This is a genomic window from Pseudomonas sp. FW305-28, assembly GCF_017351395.1.
GTDB lineage: Bacteria > Pseudomonadota > Gammaproteobacteria > Pseudomonadales > Pseudomonadaceae > Aquipseudomonas > Aquipseudomonas fluorescens_AA.
In genome coordinates this window covers 56,324-76,912 of sequence record NZ_JACNDD010000003.1, presented here as the reverse complement: position 1 = coordinate 76,912, position 20,589 = coordinate 56,324, and the positions used below count along the sequence as shown (strand labels likewise).

Genomic DNA, 20,589 nt, shown 5'->3' with positions numbered 1-20,589 from the left:
GCCACTTGAAGAGGTTATCGGCATGAATGCGGCAGGACTTGAGCGTTCGCAAGCGAACACACTACCAATGGAAAGCCTCGTCACCTTAAGCCACCTGCTGCGGAACAAGCTGTTGGGCCAGCAGATGCTTGAGCAGCGCTCGGTAAGCCAGCACGCCACGGCTCTTGCCATCGAATTGCGAAGGGGTCACACCGGCCCGGCTGGCATCCCGCAGCCGGGTGTCGACAGGGATATAACCCTGCCAGATGTCATCCGGGTACTTGTCCCGCAACACCCGCAGGGTTCCCAGGGACGCCTGGGTGCGACGGTCGAACAGCGTCGGCACGATGTTGAAGGCCAGCGTCTGCTTGCGCGAGCGGTTGACCATTGCCAGTGTATTGACCATGCGTTCCAACCCCTTGACGGCCAAATGCTCGGTCTGCACGGGGATCACCAATTGCTGACTGGCGGCCAGGGCATTGACCATCAGCAACCCCAGCAACGGCGGGCTGTCGATGATCGCGTAGTCGAAATCCTGCCAAAGCTGCGCCAGACTCTTGGCGATCACCAGGCCCAGACCGCTCTGCCCGGGCGATTGTCGCTCCAGGGTGGCCAGGGCGGTGCTCGACGGCAACAGGGAAATCCGCTCGTCGCTGGTGGACAACAACAATTGCCCCGGCAAGCCCTCGGGCACGACGCCTTTGTGCAGGAACAGGTCGAAGTTGCTGTGCTCCAGGCTGTCGGGATCGTAACCGAAATAGCTGGTCATCGAGCCATGGGGGTCCAGATCGACGATGACCACGCGCTTGCCCGCCTCGGCCAGCAACCCGGCTAAAGCGATGGAAGATGTGGTCTTGCCCACACCACCTTTTTGATTGGCGACTGCCCAGACTCTCATTCGGATCGTTCCTCCCGGCCGAAACAGGCTCGACCGAGAAATAGCTCGGTTATAAAGCGGGTGACGGAGAATTGACGGCACTCTGTCTTCCCGGCGACTTGACCGGAGCCGGTGCAGTTTGTGTGCCAGCCCGCTTCAATGCCGCATCCGGGGTTGCATTGGCCGTACCGGTACCGGTCAGGCTACGACGAACATCGAGATTACGCGACACCACCAGCACCACCCGCCGGTTGCGCGCACGCCCCTCGGCCGTGGCGTTGTTGGCCACTGGCTGGAACTCACCGTAGCCCACCGAGGCCAGGCGACCGGGGTTCACGCCCTGCATCGCCAGCATGCGCACGATGCTCGCCGAACGGGCCGAGGACAGTTCCCAGTTGGTCGGGTATTGCGCGGTACGGATCGGCTGGTCGTCCGTGAAGCCTTCGACATGGATCGGATTGTCGAAGGGCTTGAGGATCGCCGCGACCTTATCGATGATGTTGAACGCCATGTCGCTGGGCATGGCATCGCCGCTGCCGAACAACAGGCTGGAATTGAGTTCGATCTCGACCCACAGCTCGTTGCCACGCACGGTCATCTGGTTGGAGCTGATCAGGTCACCGAACGCCGCGCTGATATCGTCGGCGATGCTTTTCAACGGATCGCTGCTGCCGGCGATACCGGCATCGACCTGCTCGCTGTCCTTGACCAAGGGTTTGGCCGGGGTGGTAGTCTTGGGCCGTTCCTCACCGATGGGGATGGGCTTGAGGGCTCGGTCGGAATCGGTGAAGACCCCGATCAACGCCTCGGAAATGACTTTGTACTTGCCTTCGTTGACCGATGAAATCGAATACATGACCACGAAAAAAGCGAACAGCAGCGTGATGAAGTCGGCGTAGGAAACCAGCCAGCGTTCATGGTTGACGTGCTCTTCACGATGCCTGCGACGTGCCATTTCCCATGTCTCCCATCAGTCCATGAAGCCCTGGAGCTTCAACTCAATGGAGCGCGGGTTTTCACCTTCGGCGATCGACAGGATCCCTTCCAGCAGCATTTCGCGATAGCGCGACTGGCGCAACGCGATGGACTTGAGTTTGGCCGCGATCGGCAACAACACCAGGTTGGCACTGGCCACGCCGTAGATCGTGGCGACGAACGCCACGGCGATACCACTGCCCAGCTGCGATGGATCAGCCAGGTTGCCCATTACGTGGATAAGGCCCATCACCGCACCGATGATGCCGATGGTCGGCGCGTAGCCGCCCATGCTTTCGAATACTTTGGCCGCTTCGATGTCGCGGCTTTCCTGAGTGTAGAAATCCACTTCCAGGATGCTGCGAATGGCTTCCGGCTCGGCGCCGTCCACCAGCAATTGCAGGCCTTTGCGTGAGTAGCTGTCGGGTTCGGCGTCGGCCACTCCTTCCAGGCCCAGCAGGCCTTCCTTGCGAGCGGTCAGGCTCCAGTTCACCACGCGGTCGATGCCACCGGCCAGGTCGACGCGAGGCGGGAACAGAATCCAGATCAGCACCTGCATGGCCCGCTTGAAAGCGCTCATGGGCGACTGCAACAGCGCCGCGCCAATGGTGCCACCGAGCACGATCAACGCCGCCGGGCCGTTGGCCAACGCGCCCAGATGACCGCCTTCCAGATAATTGCCGCCAATGATGGCGACGAACGCCATGATGATGCCAATCAGGCTGAGCACATCCATTACAGGCAGGCCTCGACCAGGTGTCTACCGATGTCGTCCAACCCGTACACCGCGTCGGCAAGATCGGCTTTGACGATAGCCATCGGCATGCCGTAGATCACGCAACTGGCTTCGTCCTGGGCCCAGATCGCACTGCCGCCCTGCTTGAGCAACCGTGCGCCTTCGCGACCGTCGGCGCCCATGCCGGTGAGCACCACCGCCAGAACTTTGTCACCGTAGGACTTGGCCGCGGAACCGAAGGTAATGTCCACGCAAGGCTTGTAGTTCAGGCGCTCATCGCCCGGCAGGATCTTCACCGCACCACGGCCGTCGATCATCATCTGTTTGCCACCCGGCGCCAGCAATGCCAGGCCCGGACGCAGGATGTCACCATCCTCGGCTTCCTTGACGTTGATGTTGCACAGCTTGTCCAGACGCTCGGCAAACGCCTTGGTGAACGCCGCCGGCATGTGCTGGATCAGCACGATGGGCGCCGGGAAGTTGGCCGGCAATTGGGTCAGGACCCGTTGCAGTGCCACCGGGCCGCCCGTGGACGTACCGATCGCCACCAGCTTGTAGGCTTTGCGCTTGGGTGCCGGCGACGTTGCACTGGCAGGTGCCGAACGCGTCGGCGCGGGTGCCGGGGCGCTGCGTACCGGGGCCGGATTGAAGCTGCTCGATGCCGTCGGCGCTGGCGCAGGGCTTGGCGCCGCAACCGGGGCTGGCGCCGGTGCGCTGTAGGCACCGACACGACGATTGCTGCGGGAAATGCTATGGACCTTTTCGCACAGCAACTGCCGGACTTTGTCGGGGTTGCGCGAAATGTCTTCGAAATTCTTCGGCAGGAAATCCACCGCCCCGGCGTCCAGCGCATCGAGGGTTACCCGGGCGCCTTCGTGAGTCAGGGACGAGAACATCAAGACCGGGGTCGGGCAGCGCTGCATGATATGCCGCACGGCCGTGATGCCATCCATCATCGGCATCTCGTAGTCCATGGTAATCACGTCCGGCTTGAGTGCCAGGGCCTGATCGATCGCCTCTTTGCCATTAGTCGCGGTACCGACGACCTGAATACTCGTGTCCGCCGAAAGAATTTCCGAGACGCGGCGACGGAAAAAACCCGAATCGTCCACCACCAGGACTTTAACTACCATAAACACTCCGTTAGACGAGGCGCGGCGCTGGGCCGCCCCCCTCCAGAATCAAATACGCCGGGCGGCGTAACGCTTGAGCATGCTTGGCACATCGAGAATCAACGCGATGCGGCCGTCGCCGGTGATGGTGGCGCCGGACATGCCCGGGGTGCCTTGGAGCATCTTGCCCAACGGCTTGATGACCACTTCTTCCTGGCCCACCAACTGGTCGACGACGAAGCCGATCCGCTGGGTGCCCACCGAAAGGATCACCACATGGCCCTCGCCCTGCTCCACATGAGCCGCGGAGCTGACCAGCCAGCGCTTGAGGTAGAACAGCGGCAATGCCTTGTCCCGTACGATCACCACTTCCTGGCCGTCCACCACGTTGGTGCGCGACAGGTCGAGGTGGAAGATCTCGTTGACGTTGACCAGCGGGAAGGCGAAGGCCTGGTTGCCCAGCATCACCATCAAGGTCGGCATGATCGCCAAGGTCAACGGGACCTTGATGACGATCTTCGAGCCCTGGCCCTTGGTCGAGTAGATGTTGATCGAACCGTTGAGCTGGGAAATCTTGGTTTTCACCACGTCCATGCCCACGCCACGGCCCGACACGTCGGAAATCTCGGTCTTGGTCGAGAAACCCGGGGCGAAGATCAGGTTGTAGCACTCGGTGTCGCTCAGGCGGTCGGCGGCATCCTTGTCCATTACACCGCGTTTCACCGCGATGGAACGCAGCACGTTCGGGTCCATGCCTTTGCCGTCATCGGAGATCGACAGCAGGATGTGGTCGCCTTCCTGCTCGGCGGCCAGGATTACCTTGCCGCTGCGGACCTTGCCCGAGGCTTCGCGTTCTTCCGGCGACTCGATGCCGTGGTCGACCGCGTTGCGCACCAAGTGGACCAGCGGGTCGGCCAGGGCCTCGACAAGGTTCTTGTCGAGGTCGGTCTCTTCACCCACCAGTTCCAGGTTGATTTCTTTCTTGAGCTGGCGAGCCAGGTCGCGAACCAGGCGCGGGAAGCGCCCGAAGACTTTCTTGATCGGCTGCATCCGGGTCTTCATGACCGCGGTCTGCAAGTCGGCCGTGACCACGTCGAGGTTCGACACGGCCTTGGACATGGCTTCGTCCTGGCTGTTGAGGCCCAGGCGCACCAGACGGTTACGCACCAGCACCAGTTCGCCGACCATGTTCATGATCTCGTCCAGGCGTGCGGTGTCGACCCGAACGGTGGTCTCGGCTTCGCTGGCCGGTTTTTCCGCTGGCGCAGCCGCCGGAGCCCGGGCTGGCGCCGCGGCAGCGGCAGCGGCAGGCTTGGCGGGCTCGGCCTTGGGTTCCGGTGCCTTGGCAGCGGGTTTGGGCGCAGCCTTGGCCGCCGGTGCCGCCGCAGTGGCGGCAGGCGCGGCAGACGCCGTACCGACTTCGCTGAACTTGCCCTTGCCATGCAGCTCATCGAGCAGCGATTCGAATTCGTGGTCGCTGATCAGATCGCTGCCAGCGGCAGCGGCGGCAGGCTTGGCCGGGGTCGGCGCCGAAGCGATGGCCGAATCCAGTGCGTCAACGGCAAAGGTGCCCTTGCCGTGCAACTGGTCGAGCAACGCTTCGAATTCGTCGTCGGTGATGTCGGAGCTGTCGCCCGCCGCTTTCGCGGCGACCGGTGCCGTCGGCGGGACGACCGCATCCGGCGCGAACTGGCCCTTGCCGTGAAGCTGGTCGAGCAGCGACTCGAACTCGGCATCGGTGATTTCATCGCTGCCAGCCCCGGCGGCTTGCGCAGCAGGTGCGACCTGAGCAGCCGGCGCCTCGGCCTCGGCCTTGACGGTATTCAGGGAGTCCAGCAGTTGTTCGAATTCGTTATCGGTGATGTCGCCCGATTCTTCGGCGACCGGCTCTTCAACCACCGCTTCGGCAACCGGCGCCGCTTCGTCAGCCGATTGCGGCTCGGCCAGGCGTGCCAGCGCGGCGAGCAACTCAGGGGTGGCAGGGGTGATCGGCGAGCGCTCGCGCACTTCGCTGAACATGCTGTTGACCGCATCCAGCGCTTCGAGCACCACGTCCATCAATTCCGAGTCAACGCGACGCTCACCCTTGCGCAGGATGTCGAACACGTTCTCGGCAATGTGACAGCACTCCACCAGCTCGTTGAGCTGGAGGAAGCCGGCGCCTCCTTTTACAGTGTGGAAACCGCGAAAAATTGCATTGAGCAAGTCTGCATCATCGGGTCGACTTTCCAGCTCGACCAGTTGCTCAGACAGTTGCTCTAGAATCTCGCCGGCCTCAACCAGGAAATCCTGAAGGATCTCTTCATCGGCGCCGAAGCTCATTAATGGCTGCTCCTAAAACAGGGCTAAAACTCAGAATCCAAGGCTGGACAGCAAATCGTCCACATCGTCCTGACCGGACATAACGTCTTCTCTTTTATCGGCATGAATTTGCGGACCTTCACCCTGAGAGAGATGTTTTTGTGGATCTTTTTCAGCAAGCATCGCTTCACGGTCGTGTTCGATGCCTGCAAAGCGGTCGACCTGGCTGGCCATCAACACCAGTTTGAGCAGGTTGCTTTCCACTTCGGTGACCAACTGGGTCACACGCTTGATTACCTGGCCGGTCAGGTCTTGATAGTCCTGGGCCAGCAGAATGTCGTTGAGGTTGCTTGCCACGGCGCGGTTCTCGGTGCTGCTGCGCGTCAGGAAACCGTCGACCCGGCGGGCCAGCTCCCGAAACTCTTCAGCACCGACTTCACGACGCATGAACCGGCCCCAGTCGGTGCTCAAGGCCTGGGCCTCTTCGCTCAGGCCATTGACCAGCGGCGTTGCGCTTTCCACCAGATCCATGGTGCGGTTGGCCGCGGCTTCGGTCAGCTTGACCACATACCCCAGGCGCTCGGTGGCGTCGGTGATCTGCGAGACTTCCTCGGCCTGCGGCATGTGCGGGTCGATCTGGAAATTGACAATCGCGCTGTGCAGTTCACGCGTGAGCTTGCCCACTTCCTGATACAGACCGCGGTCACGGGTCTGGTTGAGCTCATGGATCATTTGAACCGCATCGCCAAAGCGACCTTTTTCAAGGCTGTCGACCAGTTCGCGGGCATGTTTTTTCAGGGTCGATTCGAAATCGCCCATTGAAGATTCGTTGTCCATAGCTCCCCCGTGGCGCCGTTAACCGATGCGTTCGAAGATTTTTTCGATCTTCTCTTTCAACGCCTGGGCCGTGAAGGGTTTGACCACATAGCCGTTCACACCGGCCTGGGCCGCTTCGATGATCTGCTCGCGCTTGGCTTCGGCAGTGACCATCAACACCGGGAGATGCTTGAGTTTTTCGTCGGCACGCACCTGGCGCAGCAGGTCGATACCGGTCATGCCTGGCATGTTCCAGTCGGTGACCAGAAAATCGAAGTTGCCACTGTGCAACATCGGGAGCGCAGTGGTCCCGTCATCTGCTTCGGCCGTGTTGGTGAACCCAAGGTCACGCAACAGGTTTTTAATGATCCGCCGCATCGTTGAGAAGTCATCAACGATGAGGATTTTCATGTTCTTGTCCAATTCGACCTCCAAGCAGTCTTAAACGCGCCCAGCACCTGGACGCGCCATTTCAATCAATCCGGCACAACACTCGACAACGGTCTGGAGCACAACGGATGGAGACTGGCACAGCACCTGCCAGGCCAGCCTCGTCGCAGTGTCCCCACACTGCCTGTCAACGCGCTCGCCACTCCCCCAAACGCCCCCGCAAACGGGCCGCGCACTGGCTGTGTAACTGGCTGACCCGCGATTCGCTGACCCCCAGGACCTCACCGATTTCCTTGAGGTTCAGCTCTTCGTCGTAGTACAGCGCCAAGACCAGCCGCTCACGCTCCGGCAAATTGGCAATCGCATCCGCCAGCGCACTCTGGAAACGTTCATCTTCCAGGTCACGCGACGGCTCCATGTGAGCACTCGCGTTATCCTCGTGCAGCCCTTCGTGTTCGCCGTCCTGCAACAGGTCGTCGAAACTGAACAGGCGGCTGCCCAAGGTATCGTTCAAAATCCCGTAATAATCGTCGAGACTCAACTGGAGTTCGGCCGCAACTTCGTGATCTTTAGCGTCACGCCCGGTTTTAGCTTCAATTGCCCGAATCGCGTCACTGACCATGCGGGTATTGCGGTGCACCGAACGCGGCGCCCAATCGCCCTTGCGGACCTCATCGAGCATCGCCCCGCGAATGCGGATACCGGCATAGGTCTCGAAACTGGCACCTTTGCTGGCGTCGTATTTGTTCGACACTTCAAGCAGGCCGATCATGCCGGCCTGGATCAAGTCCTCGACCTGGACACTGGCCGGCAACCGCGCCAGCAAGTGGTAGGCAATACGCTTGACCAGTGGCGCATAACGCTCGATCAATTCGTACTGGGCGTCCCGTGCCGATTTTTTGTAGAGATGGTTGTAACCGCTGGCTGTCATAGCACGGGCCCTGCTGTTTGTTGCACAAGACGCTCGACGAAAAATTCCAGATGCCCGCGGGGGTTGGCCGGCAGTGGCCAGGTATCGACCTTCTGGGCGATCGCCTTGAACGCCAGCGCGCATTTGGAACGTGGAAAAGCTTCATAAACGGCGCGTTGCTTCTGGACGGCCTTGCGTACGCTTTCGTCGTACGGCACGGCGCCGACGTATTGTAGGGCGACGTCCAGGAAGCGATCGGTGACCTTGGTCAACTTGGCGAACAGGTTGCGCCCTTCCTGCGGGCTCTGGGCCATATTGGCCAGGACGCGGAAGCGGTTCATGCCATAGTCGCGGTTCAGCAGTTTGATCAGGGCGTAGGCATCGGTGATGGACGTCGGTTCGTCGCAGACCACCAGCAGCACTTCCTGGGCGGCGCGGACGAAACTGACGACCGAGTCGCCGATGCCGGCCGCGGTGTCGATCACCAGCACATCGAGGTTGTCGCCGATGTCGCTGAAGGCCTGGATCAGGCCCGCGTGCTGGGCCGGGGTCAGGTGAACCATGCTCTGGGTGCCGGAGGCAGCCGGCACGATGCGAATCCCGCCAGGTCCCTGCAGCAGCACGTCGCGCAGTTCGCAACGGCCCTCGATCACGTCCGCCAGGGTGCGTTTGGGGGTAAGCCCCAGCAGCACGTCGACGTTCGCCAGGCCCAGGTCGGCGTCCAGCAGCATGACCCGTCGGCCAAGCTCTGCCAGAGCCAGGGACAAGTTCACTGACACGTTAGTCTTCCCGACGCCACCTTTGCCGCCGGTCACCGCGATCACCTGTACGGGATGCATGCTGCCCATGTTCGTTCTTTACCTTGTCTTCTTAGACGGAGGCCACATTACTGGCTGCGCGTTCGCATAAGGAACAATGCATGGCAGACCATCGATGTAGGTACAAAAAATATTCATGATTACCTCAGCCGACCTGCTTGGTCGGGCTGTGGTAGATGTCAGCGAACATGTCAGCCATGGCTTCTTCGCTGGGTTCTTCCTGCATTTGCACACTCACGGCACGGCTGACCAGTTGATGACGGCGCGGCAGATGCAAATCATCCGGGATCCGCGGCCCATCGGTCAGGTAGGCCACCGGCAGTTCATGACCGATCGCCAGGCTCAACACCTCGCCCAGGCTTGCCGTTTCGTCCAGCTTAGTCAGGATGCAGCCAGCCAGTCCGCAGCGTTTGTAGCTGTGGTATGCGGCGGTTAGAACCTGTTTCTGGCTGGTGGTTGCCAACACGAGATAATTTTTTGACTTGATACCGCGTCCGGCCAGGCTTTCGAGCTGCATGCGCAGGGCCGGATCGCTGGCTTGCAGGCCGGCGGTATCGATCAGCACGACGCGTTTGCGCAGCAGCGGCTCCAGCGCCTGGGCCAGGGATTGGCCCGGATCCACATGGGTCACCGACACATTGAGGATCCGGCCCAGGGTCTTGAGTTGTTCCTGGGCACCGATGCGGAAACTGTCCATGCTCACCAGGGCGATGCTCTGGGCGCCGTACTTGAGTACATAGCGGGCGGCGAGCTTGGCCAGGGTGGTGGTCTTGCCCATGCCGGCAGGACCGACCATGGCAATCACCCCGCCCTCCTCCAGCGGCTCGACTTCCGGCGTGGCGATCATCCGCGCCAGGTGCGCCAGCAACATGCGCCAGGCCTGGCGAGGCTCTTCGATACCATTGATCAGCGCCAGCAGGTCCCGGGACAACGGGCCGGACAAGCCGATGCGTTGCAGGCGACGCCACAGGTTGGCCTGGGCCGGACGGCTGCCTTGCAGTTGGTTCCAGGCCAGGGAGCCGAGCTGGACTTCCATCAGCTCGCGCAGGCTGTTGAGCTCGAAGCGCATCGAGTCCAGGGCGCGCGGGTCGAGCCCGCGGGCAGGCGCGGCGGGTGCCGGCTCCGGACGACGCGGTTCGGCCTGGGCCTGCTCGATCAGCGGCTCGGCAGCGGTCAACGGCAGGCCGGCGGTCAGCGGCTGACCGGCGAACAATTGACGATTGGTGCCCGCGGCACCCTCGCCTTCGCTGCTGCGCAGGCTCAGTTCGGCCTGGGCGCTGGCGATGCGCGACTGGGTCTTGCGCAGCTCGTCTTCGAGTTCCATGTTCGGAACCCGCGGGGCCAGCGCAGACAGTTTGTAATCCAGGGCCGCCGTCAGCTCGACACCGCCGGCGATACGACGGTTGCCAATGATGGCTGCTTCAGCGCCCAGCTCGTCACGAACCAGTTTCATGGCCTGACGCATGTCGGCGGCGAAAAAACGCTTCACTTGCATAAACCACTACCTCAGCCGTTGGGCCCTACTGTCGCAACGATGGTCACTTGCTTGTTGTCCGGTATTTCCTGGTACGCCAGCACATGCAGCCCCGGGACCGCGAGGCGACCGAATCGCGAGAGCATCGCGCGAATCGGACCGGCCACCAGCAGGATCACCGGTTGGCCTTGCATCTCCTGCCGCTGGGCTGCTTCGATCAGCGAACGCTGCAGCTTCTCGGCCATGCTTGGCTCCAGCAGAACACCCTCTTCCGAGCCTTGTCCTGCCTTCTGCAGACTATTGAGCAATATCTGTTCCAACCTTGGCTCCAAGGTGATCACAGGCAGCTCAGACTCAGTGCCTACAATGCTTTGGACGATTGCGCGGGACACACCGACCCGAACCGCAGCCACCAAGGCGGCGGTATCTTGACTCTTGGAGGCGTTGTTGGCGATGGCCTCGGCGATACTGCGTATGTCGCGCACGGGCACTTGTTCGGCCAGCAGCGCCTGCAGCACCTTGAGCAACTGCGACAGCGAAACCACGCCCGGCACCAGCTCTTCAGCCAGCTTCGGCGAGCCTTTGGCCAGCACTTGCAGGAGTTGCTGGACTTCTTCGTGGCCGATCAGCTCGCTGGAGTGCTTGTACAGGATCTGGTTCAAGTGGGTCGCCACCACGGTACTGGCGTCCACCACGGTATAACCGAGGGACTGGGCCTGGGCCCGCTGGCTGATTTCGATCCACACCGCTTCCAGGCCGAAAGCCGGATCCTTGGCGGTGATGCCGTTGAGGCTGCCATAGACCTGGCCAGGGTTGATCGCCAATTCGCGGTCGGGGTAGATCTCGGCTTCGGCCAGGATCACCCCCATCAAGGTCAGGCGATAGGCGCTCGGCGCCAGGTCGAGGTTGTCGCGAATGTGTACGGTGGGCATCAGGAAGCCAAGGTCCTGGGAGAGCTTCTTGCGCACGCCCTTGATCCGCGCCAGCAACTGCCCACCCTGGTTACGGTCGACCAAGGGAATCAGGCGATAGCCGACTTCCAGGCCGATCATGTCGATCGGGGTCACGTCATCCCAGCCCAGCTCCTTGGTTTCCATGGCGCGGGCCGGCGACGGCAGCAACTCCTGCTGACGCTTGACCTCTTGCAGGGCCTGGACTTTCTGCACGTTCTGCTTCTTCCAGAACAGGTAGGCACCACCCGCGGCGGCGGCGGCCATGGTCAGGAAGGAAATGTGCGGCATCCCCGGCACCAGGCCCATCACGGCCATCAGGCCGGCGGCAACGGCCAGGGCCTTGGGCGAGGCGAACATCTGCCGACCGATCTGCTTGCCCATGTCTTCGGAGCCCGAAGCACGGGTCACCATGATCGCGGCCGCTGTGGATAACAACAGTGATGGCAATTGCGCCACCAAACCGTCACCAATGGTCAGCAAGGCGTAGACCCTGCCGGCGTCGCCAAACGACATGTTGTGCTGGAAGATGCCGACAGCCATGCCGCCGATCAGGTTGATGAACAGAATCAGCAGGCCGGCGATGGCGTCACCGCGCACGAATTTGCTGGCACCGTCCATGGAACCGTAGAACTCGGCTTCCTGGGCCACTTCCAGGCGACGCAGCTTGGCCTGGCTCTGGTCGATGAGACCGGCGTTGAGGTCGGCGTCGATCGCCATCTGCTTGCCGGGCATCGCATCGAGGGTGAAACGCGCGCTCACCTCGGAAATCCGCCCGGCACCCTTGGTCACCACGACGAAGTTGATGATCATCAAGATGGCGAAGACCACGATACCGACCACGTAGTTACCGCCGATCACCACCTCACCGAAGGCCTGGATCACCTTACCGGCGGCGGCGTGCCCGTCCTGGCCGTGGAGCATCACCACGCGGGTGGACGCCACGTTCAGCGCCAGGCGCAGCAGCGTGGCCACCAGCAGGATGGTCGGGAAGACGGCAAAATCCAGTGGCCGCAGGGCGTAGACGCATACCAGCAGCACGACGATCGACAGGGCGATGTTGAACGTGAAGAACACGTCCAGCAGGAACGGCGGCACCGGCAGCATCATCATGGCAAGCATGACCAGCAGCAACAGCGGCACGCCCAGATTACCCCGGCTGAGGTCTACGACATTGCTGCGCGCAGTGCTGAATAACTGTGAGCGATCCACCGATTTTCCCCGTTCCTGTGAAGCAAACTTTTGACGCCCGAAGGGGGCGCAAACGGGGTATTGCAAGAAGCCTTCCAACTTGCAGCCAACATTCGCAACAGCATGCATTCAGCCGGGGTTCAACTCACCGGTTGGTCACTGCGCTGTCAGTATCTGCTGCGGTGTGATCGGGCCAAAATCCAGTTTCCAGCCCCTGACATAACGCGTCCCCCTGTACATTTGCTGACCATCGACTTCCACCCGGTCTTCGCTCGTGTACGTGAACACCACCATCGAAGTCGGCGCCTTGGTATCGGACAAAGGTTGTTCAGGCGCGTTTATCTGGTGGCCCTCCATCACGTTGAGCGCCCATTGGAACCGAATGATCGGGAGATCCGCGATCGTGATGAGCCGCTGGGGGTCCTCCCATCGAAAATCCGTACGCGCGGCCAGCCTCAATTTACCGTCAAGGATCTGGAAAATCGGTTTGTGATAACGCTGCTCCATGACCCCACTCGACCACCCGTCAAAATAGCTGTCAGCACCGGTGAAAATATGAAACAGCACCTCGTTGCTGGTGATTTTTCCTGCCTGATCAGCGAAGTAATCGTAGGAGATGTGGTAAGCCAGGCCTTCCAATTCCGGCCGAATGGCATTGATCTCATTCTCCAGATAACTGGGCACGTACTTGTTTGCCGCGGCCTTGAAGCGCGCGAAATCGAGTGCCAGGTCAAACGTGAACGCACAAGCGATAGCCCGTTCGCCGAAATTGGCTTCGACCACCCCCGTCACAAACTCCAGCGCCATGCCTCCAAGATTCTTGTATTCGCGCATTGTCATGTCATACCCCTGGGTTGAGTGAGCATCCAGAAGCATTACATGGCTAGAGAAAACAGCTGTCTACTGTCAGGACTGACAGGTACAGGGCACACCAAGCGCCCGTCGCAGGCCGGGACGGAGGCCTGACTCAGGAATCGCGGCGCAAATCCGGCGGGATCGGCAGGTCCTTGAGCGGTTCGGGGCGCTTGCCCTTGCCCGCGCGGTGCTGGCGGATCTGGTAGACATAGGCCAATACCTGGGCCACGGCCAGGTACAGGCCTCCAGGGATTTCCTGGTCGAGTTCGGTGGAGTAGTAAATCGATCGCGCCAGTGCCGGGGACTCGAGCAGCATCACCTCATTGGCCACGGCGATCTCACGGATCTTCAGCGCCAGGAAGTCACTGCCCTTGGCCAGCAACACGGGCGCGTTGCCTTTTTCAGGGTCGTACTTGAGGGCGACGGCGTAGTGAGTCGGGTTGGTGATGACCACATCGGCATCGGGGATGGCCGCCATCATCCGCCGCTGGGAGACCTCGCGCTGCAATTGACGGATACGCTGCTTGACCTCCGGCTTGCCCTCCGCGTCCTTGTGCTCGTCGCGCACTTCCTGCTTGGTCATCATCAGCTTCTGCTTGCTCTGATACAGCTGGATCGGCACGTCGATGGCCGCGATCAGGATCAGGCCGCAAGCCATCCACAACGTACTCCAGCCCACCAACTGCACGCTGTGGATAATCGCCTGCTCCAGCGGCTCGTGAGCAATGCGCAGCAGATCGTCGATGTCGGCCTGCAACACCGTCAGCGCGACGAACAGGACCAGCAGGAATTTCCCAAACGCCTTGAGCAACTCCATCAGCGCCGTGGTGGAAAACATGCGCTTGAGACCGGCGGCCGGGTTCATCCGGCTGAACTTGGGAGCCAGGCTGCCGGCAGCGAACAACCAGCCGCCCAGGGAAATCGGGCCGATGAGAGCAGCCAGCAGCAAGCAGATCAAGACCGGCTGCACCGCCAGGATCGCGATCTTGCCCGAGTGCAGCAGATGCTGGGACATGGCCCCCGGAGACAGCAGCACCTCGCGGGGCAGGGAGAAATTCAGGCGCATGATTTCCAGCAGGTCCAGGGCCAACCCGCCGCCATAAATCAGCAACCCACCCGCCCCGGCCAGCATGATCGCCAGCGTGTTGAGCTCCTTGGAGCGGGCGGTCTCGCCCTTTTCCCGGGACTCGCGCAGGCGCTTTTCCGTGGGGTCTTCTGTCTTGTCCTGACCACTCTCGCTCTCGGCCATGGTTCAGCGTGCCTGTGCCATGTCGCGTAAAAGCTGCAAGGCCTGGGTGGCCAGCGGCTGATACTGATTGAGGATATCCCCCAGGCTGACCCAGAAAATCACCATGCCCAGCACGAGGGTGAGCGGGAAGCCAATGGAGAAAATATTCAATTGCGGCGCCGCGCGGGTCATCACGCCAAACGCGATGTTGACCACCAGCAACGCGGTGATCGCCGGCAATACCAGCACCATCGCCGCACCCAGAACCCAGCCGAGCTTGCCGGCGATTTCCCAGAAGTGATTGACCAGGAACGCACTGCCCACCGGCATGGTGGTAAAGCTCTCGGTCAACACCTCGAACACCACCAGATGCCCATTCATGGCGAGGAACAACAGCGTCACCAGCATCGTCAGGAACTGACCGATCACCGCCGTCGTCACGCCATTGGTGGGGTCGACCATGGACGCGAAGGCCATGCCCATCTGGATCGAAATGATTTGCCCGGCCACCACGAAAGCCTGAAAGAACAGCTGCAGCGAGAAGCCCATCAAGGCACCGATGAGAATTTGCTCGGCCACCAGCATCAGCGCGCTGAGGTCCAGGGCATTGACCGGCGGCATCGGGGGTAGCCCGGGCGCGATGACCACTGTGATCGCCAGGGCGAAATACAAGCGCACACGCCGGGGCACCAGGGTCGTGCCGAAGACCGGCATGCTCATCAGCACCGCGGTGACACGAAACAAGGGCAGGATGAACGATGCCACCCAGGAACTGATCTGGGTGTCCGTCAGCGCGAGCATCGACATGGGGTCAGCCGATCAACTGCGGAATACTGCCGTACAGCTGCAGGATGTATTCCATGAAGGTTTGTACCATCCAGGGGCCGGCGACGATCAACGTCACCAGCATCACCAGCAGGCGCGGCAGGAAGCTCAAGGTCTGTTCGTTGATCTGGGTCGCGGCCTGGAACATCGCCACCAGCAACCCCACCAGCAGGCTGGGGATCACCAGGATGGCAACCATCATGGTCGTCAGCCAGAGCGCTTCACGGAACAGGTCTACCGCTACTTCAGGCGTCATATCGTCCTACCCGCACAAAAGGCCTAAACACCGCCGAAACTGCCCGCCAGCGTACCGATGATCAACGCCCAGCCGTCCACCAGCACAAACAGCATGATCTTGAACGGCAGGGAAATGATCAGCGGCGACAGCATCATCATACCCATGGCCATCAGCACGCTGGCGACCACCAGGTCGATGATCAGGAACGGGATGAAAATCATGAAACCGATCTGGAACGCGGTTTTCAGCTCGGACGTCACGAACGCTGGCACCAGGATGGTCAGTGGCGCCTGGTCGGCACTGGGGATGTCGGTGCGCTTGGACAGGCGCATGAACAGCTCCAGGTCACTGCTGCGGGTCTGGGCCAGCATGAAATCCTTGATCGGCACCTGAGCCTTGGCCACGGCATCCTGGGCAGTGATTTTTTCTGCCAGGTAGGGTTGCAGCGCATCCTGGTTCACCCGATCGAACACGGGCGCCATGATGAACATGGTCAGGAACAGCGCCATGCCGGTGAGGATCTGGTTCGAGGGGGTCTGTTGCAGGCCCAGGGCCTGGCGCAGGATCGAAAAGACAATGATGATGCGGGTGAAACTGGTCATCAGCATGACGAACGCCGGAATGAAACTCAGCGCGGTCATGATCAGCAGGATCTGCAGGCTGACCGAGTATTCCTGGGCCCCTTCGGCGTTGGTCCCCAGGGTGATCGCCGGGATCGACAGCGGGTCGGCGGCGAACGCCAACGGTGCGGCCAGCATCAGGGCCAATGCCAACAGAATGCGCAACGGCATTACTTTTTATCCTTCTGGTCTTTCCCCAGCAGCTCCATGAGGCGCTGGGCAAATTCGGGGCTGGCCGGCTCGGTGGAGGGTACCTGCACCGGCTCCTTGAGGACGTGCAAGGCGGTGATGGTGCCCGGGCTCAAGCCCAGCAGGATCTGCTCGTTGCCGACCTGCACCAGCACCAGCCGGTCGCGCGGCCCGAGCGCGCGCGAACCGACGATGTCGATGACCTGGCCCTTGCCGGTCGGTCCCGCCTGTTGCACGCGGCGCAACAACCAGGCGAGAAAGAAGATCAAGCCCAGCACCAACAGCAAACCGAGCACCAGTTGCGCCAGTTGCCCGGCGACCCCGCTGCCTGCCGCCGGCGCAACGGCCGCCGTGGCAACCGGTTCGGCCGCCAGCACGCTCAATGGCAGCATCGACGCTGCGGCGAAGAAACCTTTCACTCAGCGCAGCTTCTTGATGCGTTCGCTCGGGCTGATCACGTCCGTCAGGCGAATGCCGAACTTCTCGTTGACCACCACCACTTCGCCATGGGCGATCAAGGTGCCGTTGACCAGCACGTCGAGCGGCTCGCCGGCCAGGCGGTCCAGCTCGATCACCGAGCCCTGGTTGAGCTGCAGCAGGTTGCGAATGTTGATATCGGTGCTGCCCACTTCCATGGAGATGGATACCGGGATGTCGAGGATCACATCCAGGTTCGGCCCATCCAGCGTGACTGGCTCGTTGCTCTTGGGCACGCTGCCGAACTCTTCCATCGTCAGGCGGCTGGACCCCTGATTGCCGCTATCGGCGGCCAGCAAGGCATCGATATCAGCCTGCCCGGCGTCGCCGGTTTCTTCCAGGGCCGCAGCCCATTCGTCGGCCAGCGCCTGGTCATCCTGGGTATTCATATCGTCAGCCATCATTTGTCCTCGGCGGGCAAAAATCAGTAAAAAACGTAAAATCCGTTACAAACTTAAGAAGTTGACACCGCTCAGCGGCGTTCGATCGGCTCGATCACCTGCAACGCCAGGTTGCCTTTGTGAGAGCCCATCTTGACCTTGAAGGCCGGCACGCCATTGGCGCGCATGATCATATCTTCCGGCATCTCGACGGGGATGATGTCCCCCGGCTGCATGTGCAGGATGTCCCGCAGACGCAGTTGGCGCCGGGCGACCGTCGCGCCGATCGGTACATCGACATCGAGCACGTCCTGGCGCAAGGCGTTGATCCAGCGTTCGTCCTGGTCGTCGAGGTCCGACTGGAAACCGGCGTCGAGCATTTCGCGCACCGGCTCGATCATCGAATACGGCATGGTCACGTGCAGGTCGCCGCCACCGCCATCGAGTTCGATGTGGAAGGTCGAGACCACGATGGCTTCGCTCGGCCCGACGATGTTGGCCATGGCCGGGTTCACTTCCGAGTTGATGTACTCGAAGTTCACTTCCATGATCGCCTGCCAGGCCTCCTTCAAATCGATGAAGGCCTGTTCCAGCACCATGCGCACCACCCGCAGCTCGGTCGGGGTGAATTCACGCCCTTCGATCTTGGCATGACGACCGTCACCACCAAAGAAGTTGTCCACCAGCTTGAACACCAGCTTGGCGTCGAGGATGAACAACGCGGTGCCGCGCAACGGCTTGATCTTCACCAGGTTGAGGCTGGTGGGCACGTACAACGAATGCACGTACTCGCCGAACTTCATCACCTGCACGCCGCCGACAGCCACGTCGGCCGAGCGGCGCAGCATGTTGAACATGCTGATGCGAGTGTACCGGGCGAAACGCTCGTTGATCATTTCCAGGGTCGGCATGCGTCCGCGAACGATGCGATCCTGGCTGGTCAGGTCGTAGCTTTTGACGCTGCCCGGTTCAGCAGCGTTTTCGGTCTGTACCAGACCATCGTCGACACCATGCAACAGCGCGTCGATTTCGTCCTGGGACAGCAGGTCCTGCACGGCCATGTCGTGTTCCTACTGCAATACGAAGTTAGTGAAGAGCAACTGTTCGATCACCACTTTGCCGAGCTCTTTCTGAGCCACTTCCTGCACGCTGGCCGTGGCTTTCTGGCGCAGCATTTCCTGGCCGACGGGCGTGGCCAAGGTGTCGAAACTCTGTCCGGAAAAGAGCATCACCAGGTTATTGCGGATCAGTGGCATGTGTACCCGCAGCGCTTCCAGGTCAGCCTGGTTGCGACCCTGCAGAGTAATGCTGACCTGCATGTAGCGTTGACGACCGTTCACGGTGTAGTTGGCCACGAAGGCGGGCGCCATCGGTTCGAAAATCGCCGGCTGCTTGCCCACCGGCGCAGCCTCGACCGCCACTGCCGGCTTGCTTTGAGCGCTGTGCATGAAATACCAGGTCGCCCCCACGGACACGCCGATCGCCAGGAGCAAACCCACCACGATCATGATGATCAGCTTGAGTTTGCCTTTGGTTGCAGGGTCTTTTACAGCTGCTGCTTCACTCTTCGCCATGCCAATAATCCGTCACTAATCGGGGTTTTCACTGTTGCACGGCAAGGCAGGAGCAAGTGTTATGCCAGAAGTGTCGGTACTTGGGATGACGGGCAGATACGCTCTTCAGTCCCCATGAAACCAATGTGGGAGCGAGCTTGCTCGCGATAGCGATGAACCAGCCCCTGCAAGGATGACTGACAATCGGCTATCGCGAGCAAGCTCGCTCCCACAGGGGTGAGCATCGTTGGATCAGGCGTAGTAGTCCACCGCGCTGGTGCCAATGACGCTGGTCGTGCTGGCGGCCACTTCAGCGATGCCGGCCGGGCCTGCTTCCTCTGCTGAATCCACCCGCCCGCCAGATGTCGTCGTACGTCCGGCCCGGGCCTGCTGCTGGGCTTGCTGCTCCTGGTTCTGCGAACCCCGGGATTGATCCGACACGCTGACGTCGACCTGGCCCATGCCCTGCTGGCTAAAACTGTCCCGCAGGCGATGCAACTGGCCTTCGAGGGCTTCACGAACGCCGGAGTGGGCGCTCATGAACGTGACCTGGGTCTGCTGGTCCGGAACCATGTTCACCCGGATATCCAGGCGTCCGAGCTCCGCAGGCTGCAATTGGATGTCGGCCGCCTTGAGATTGACACTGGACAGGTACATCACCCGGTTGACCACCTCTTCGGTCCAACCGCTCTGATTCATCGCGATAGGTTGGTTGACTGGCACTGCGTTGGCGGTTTTGGGTGTAGCGGCCTGGGTCAGTGCGGCCAGGCGGTTGGCGAAATCATCCACGCGGGTGTCGCTGGACGCGGCGCCCAGGTCCTTGAGGCCTTCGCTGATCAAGCCGCCGAAAGCCTTGTCGCCCCCCTGGCTACCGGATTCGGTACTGTTTTGATCGGCTTGCACGCTGAGCATGCTGGCCATACCGGCGGCAAAGGTCTGCGCTGACGTTGGCTCACCGTCGAGCGACACCGGGGCAGCGCTCTTGGGCTGCGCCTGGCTGGTGGCGGAAACATGACCACCCTGCTCCATCGCCAAGCGCAAGGCGGGCAATGCGTCGAGAGGGTCGGCTTCCGGGTCGAAGGCTGGATCGACGACCGGGGCTGCTGGCTGGGCCGCGGCGGCCAAAGGGACAACGGGCGCCGCGACTGCCGTGGCGACCGGGGCCTCAGCCGTGACCGCCACGGGGGCAGGTTCCGCCGGAGCTGTCGCGACCGGCACCGTCATGTCCGGCAGCACACCAGGATCAAGGCTCGGATCGACCGGCGCCGCATCCGCCACGGGCGTTTCAGCCGAGTCGGCGCTGGTATCGCTGGCGGCCTTGTCGTCGGTGCTGGCTGGTTTGTCCGCGGGCAAGGGTTTGCCGCTAACGGCAACCGTCGGTTCCGGGGCGGCAGGGCTTTCGTTGCCGGTGTCTTTTTTGACGGTGTTATCGGCGGCCTTGTCGCGCGCCGATTTCACCACAGGCTCCGGGGCCGCCGCCGCTTTGGCAGGCGCCTGCTTGGCGAAGACTTGAGCGAAGCTGGAGGCTCTATCCCCGAGGTCCGGGGCCGCTGCCGGCGAATTGACGGCGACCTTGGGCTTGGCCTGGACAGAGGCCTGAAGCAGTGAATTGGGGGTAACGGGCATAAAAAGGTCTCCGCTGCACTGGAATCATAGGTACAGTCGAGACTAAACAATGCAAGGCACGGGCCAACG

The 20,589-nt window shown here is 61.5% G+C and carries 21 protein-coding genes; all 21 read right to left on the bottom strand.

The annotated features are described in order from the left end of the window. Nucleotides 1-85: 85 nt before the first annotated feature. The gene (locus J4E53_RS01660; protein ID WP_060738631.1) at nt 86-877 is read right to left on the bottom strand and encodes a ParA family protein; all 792 of its coding nucleotides are present in this window, start codon (nt 875-877) and stop codon (nt 86-88) included. Between the two features lie 49 nt (nt 878-926). After that, nucleotides 927-1,811 (bottom strand): flagellar motor protein MotD, encoded by an 885-nt coding sequence (gene motD / locus J4E53_RS01655; protein ID WP_060738632.1) that lies wholly within the window; start codon nt 1,809-1,811, stop codon nt 927-929. 15 nt (nt 1,812-1,826) lie between these two features. Further along, nucleotides 1,827-2,567 carry a flagellar motor protein gene (locus tag J4E53_RS01650; RefSeq protein WP_003199135.1) on the bottom strand — a complete coding sequence of 247 codons (741 nt, stop codon included), beginning with the start codon at nt 2,565-2,567 and terminating at the stop codon, nt 1,827-1,829. Next, nucleotides 2,567-3,700 carry a chemotaxis response regulator protein-glutamate methylesterase gene (locus J4E53_RS01645; protein WP_060738633.1) on the bottom strand — a complete coding sequence of 378 codons (1,134 nt, stop codon included), beginning with the start codon at nt 3,698-3,700 and terminating at the stop codon, nt 2,567-2,569. The genes J4E53_RS01650 and J4E53_RS01645 overlap by 1 nt, the downstream gene beginning before the upstream one ends. 48 nt (nt 3,701-3,748) lie before the next feature. Beyond that, nucleotides 3,749-6,001, bottom strand: coding sequence for a chemotaxis protein CheA (locus tag J4E53_RS01640; protein WP_103307869.1), 2,253 nt, complete (start codon nt 5,999-6,001; stop codon nt 3,749-3,751). Between the two features lie 30 nt (nt 6,002-6,031). Continuing rightward, nucleotides 6,032-6,817 carry a protein phosphatase CheZ gene (locus tag J4E53_RS01635; protein WP_060738635.1) on the bottom strand — a complete coding sequence of 262 codons (786 nt, stop codon included), beginning with the start codon at nt 6,815-6,817 and terminating at the stop codon, nt 6,032-6,034. Nucleotides 6,818-6,835: 18 nt separating this feature from the next. Next, complete coding sequence (locus J4E53_RS01630; RefSeq protein ID WP_003199125.1) at nt 6,836-7,207, bottom strand: chemotaxis response regulator CheY; 372 nt, start codon at nt 7,205-7,207, stop codon at nt 6,836-6,838. Between the two features lie 166 nt (nt 7,208-7,373). Continuing rightward, the gene (gene fliA / locus J4E53_RS01625; RefSeq protein WP_014337177.1) at nt 7,374-8,117 is read right to left on the bottom strand and encodes an RNA polymerase sigma factor FliA; all 744 of its coding nucleotides are present in this window, start codon (nt 8,115-8,117) and stop codon (nt 7,374-7,376) included. Further along, nucleotides 8,114-8,944 carry a flagellar synthesis regulator FleN gene (gene fleN / locus J4E53_RS01620; RefSeq protein WP_003184001.1) on the bottom strand — a complete coding sequence of 277 codons (831 nt, stop codon included), beginning with the start codon at nt 8,942-8,944 and terminating at the stop codon, nt 8,114-8,116. Before fleN ends, fliA begins: the two co-directional genes overlap by 4 nt. 115 nt (nt 8,945-9,059) lie before the next feature. Then, on the bottom strand, nt 9,060-10,409 hold the full coding sequence (gene flhF / locus J4E53_RS01615) for a flagellar biosynthesis protein FlhF (RefSeq protein WP_060738636.1): 1,350 nt from the start codon (nt 10,407-10,409) through the stop codon (nt 9,060-9,062). An 11-nt stretch (nt 10,410-10,420) separates the two neighbouring features. Next, nucleotides 10,421-12,550 carry a flagellar biosynthesis protein FlhA gene (flhA, locus tag J4E53_RS01610; RefSeq protein ID WP_060738637.1) on the bottom strand — a complete coding sequence of 710 codons (2,130 nt, stop codon included), beginning with the start codon at nt 12,548-12,550 and terminating at the stop codon, nt 10,421-10,423. Between the two features lie 135 nt (nt 12,551-12,685). Continuing rightward, nucleotides 12,686-13,369, bottom strand: a complete 684-nt coding sequence (locus tag J4E53_RS01605; RefSeq protein ID WP_060738638.1) for a hypothetical protein — start codon at nt 13,367-13,369, stop codon at nt 12,686-12,688. Between the two features lie 127 nt (nt 13,370-13,496). Continuing rightward, nucleotides 13,497-14,633 carry a flagellar biosynthesis protein FlhB gene (gene flhB, locus J4E53_RS01600; RefSeq protein ID WP_060738639.1) on the bottom strand — a complete coding sequence of 379 codons (1,137 nt, stop codon included), beginning with the start codon at nt 14,631-14,633 and terminating at the stop codon, nt 13,497-13,499. 3 nt (nt 14,634-14,636) lie between these two features. Then, on the bottom strand, nt 14,637-15,419 hold the full coding sequence (gene fliR / locus J4E53_RS01595) for a flagellar biosynthetic protein FliR (RefSeq protein ID WP_060738640.1): 783 nt from the start codon (nt 15,417-15,419) through the stop codon (nt 14,637-14,639). A 4-nt stretch (nt 15,420-15,423) separates the two neighbouring features. Further along, a complete protein-coding gene (gene fliQ, locus J4E53_RS01590; protein WP_038858957.1) occupies nt 15,424-15,693 on the bottom strand; it encodes a flagellar biosynthesis protein FliQ in 270 nt (89 codons plus the stop codon). Between the two features lie 23 nt (nt 15,694-15,716). Then, a complete protein-coding gene (gene fliP, locus J4E53_RS01585) occupies nt 15,717-16,466 on the bottom strand; it encodes a flagellar type III secretion system pore protein FliP (RefSeq protein WP_060738641.1) in 750 nt (249 codons plus the stop codon). Further along, entirely contained in the window at nt 16,466-16,903 is a 438-nt protein-coding gene (gene fliO, locus J4E53_RS01580; RefSeq protein WP_060738642.1) for a flagellar biosynthetic protein FliO, read from the bottom strand. The genes fliP and fliO overlap by 1 nt, the downstream gene beginning before the upstream one ends. Then, nucleotides 16,904-17,362: a flagellar motor switch protein FliN gene (fliN, locus tag J4E53_RS01575; RefSeq protein WP_060738643.1), complete on the bottom strand. Its 459-nt coding sequence runs from the start codon at nt 17,360-17,362 to the stop codon at nt 16,904-16,906. A gap of 71 nt (nt 17,363-17,433) precedes the next feature. Continuing rightward, entirely contained in the window at nt 17,434-18,402 is a 969-nt protein-coding gene (gene fliM / locus J4E53_RS01570) for a flagellar motor switch protein FliM (RefSeq protein WP_053120288.1), read from the bottom strand. Nucleotides 18,403-18,411: 9 nt separating this feature from the next. Beyond that, on the bottom strand, nt 18,412-18,915 hold the full coding sequence (gene fliL, locus J4E53_RS01565) for a flagellar basal body-associated protein FliL (RefSeq protein WP_060738644.1): 504 nt from the start codon (nt 18,913-18,915) through the stop codon (nt 18,412-18,414). 231 nt (nt 18,916-19,146) lie between these two features. Next, the gene (locus J4E53_RS01560) at nt 19,147-20,520 is read right to left on the bottom strand and encodes a flagellar hook-length control protein FliK (RefSeq protein ID WP_060738645.1); all 1,374 of its coding nucleotides are present in this window, start codon (nt 20,518-20,520) and stop codon (nt 19,147-19,149) included. Nucleotides 20,521-20,589: the final 69 nt, after the last annotated feature.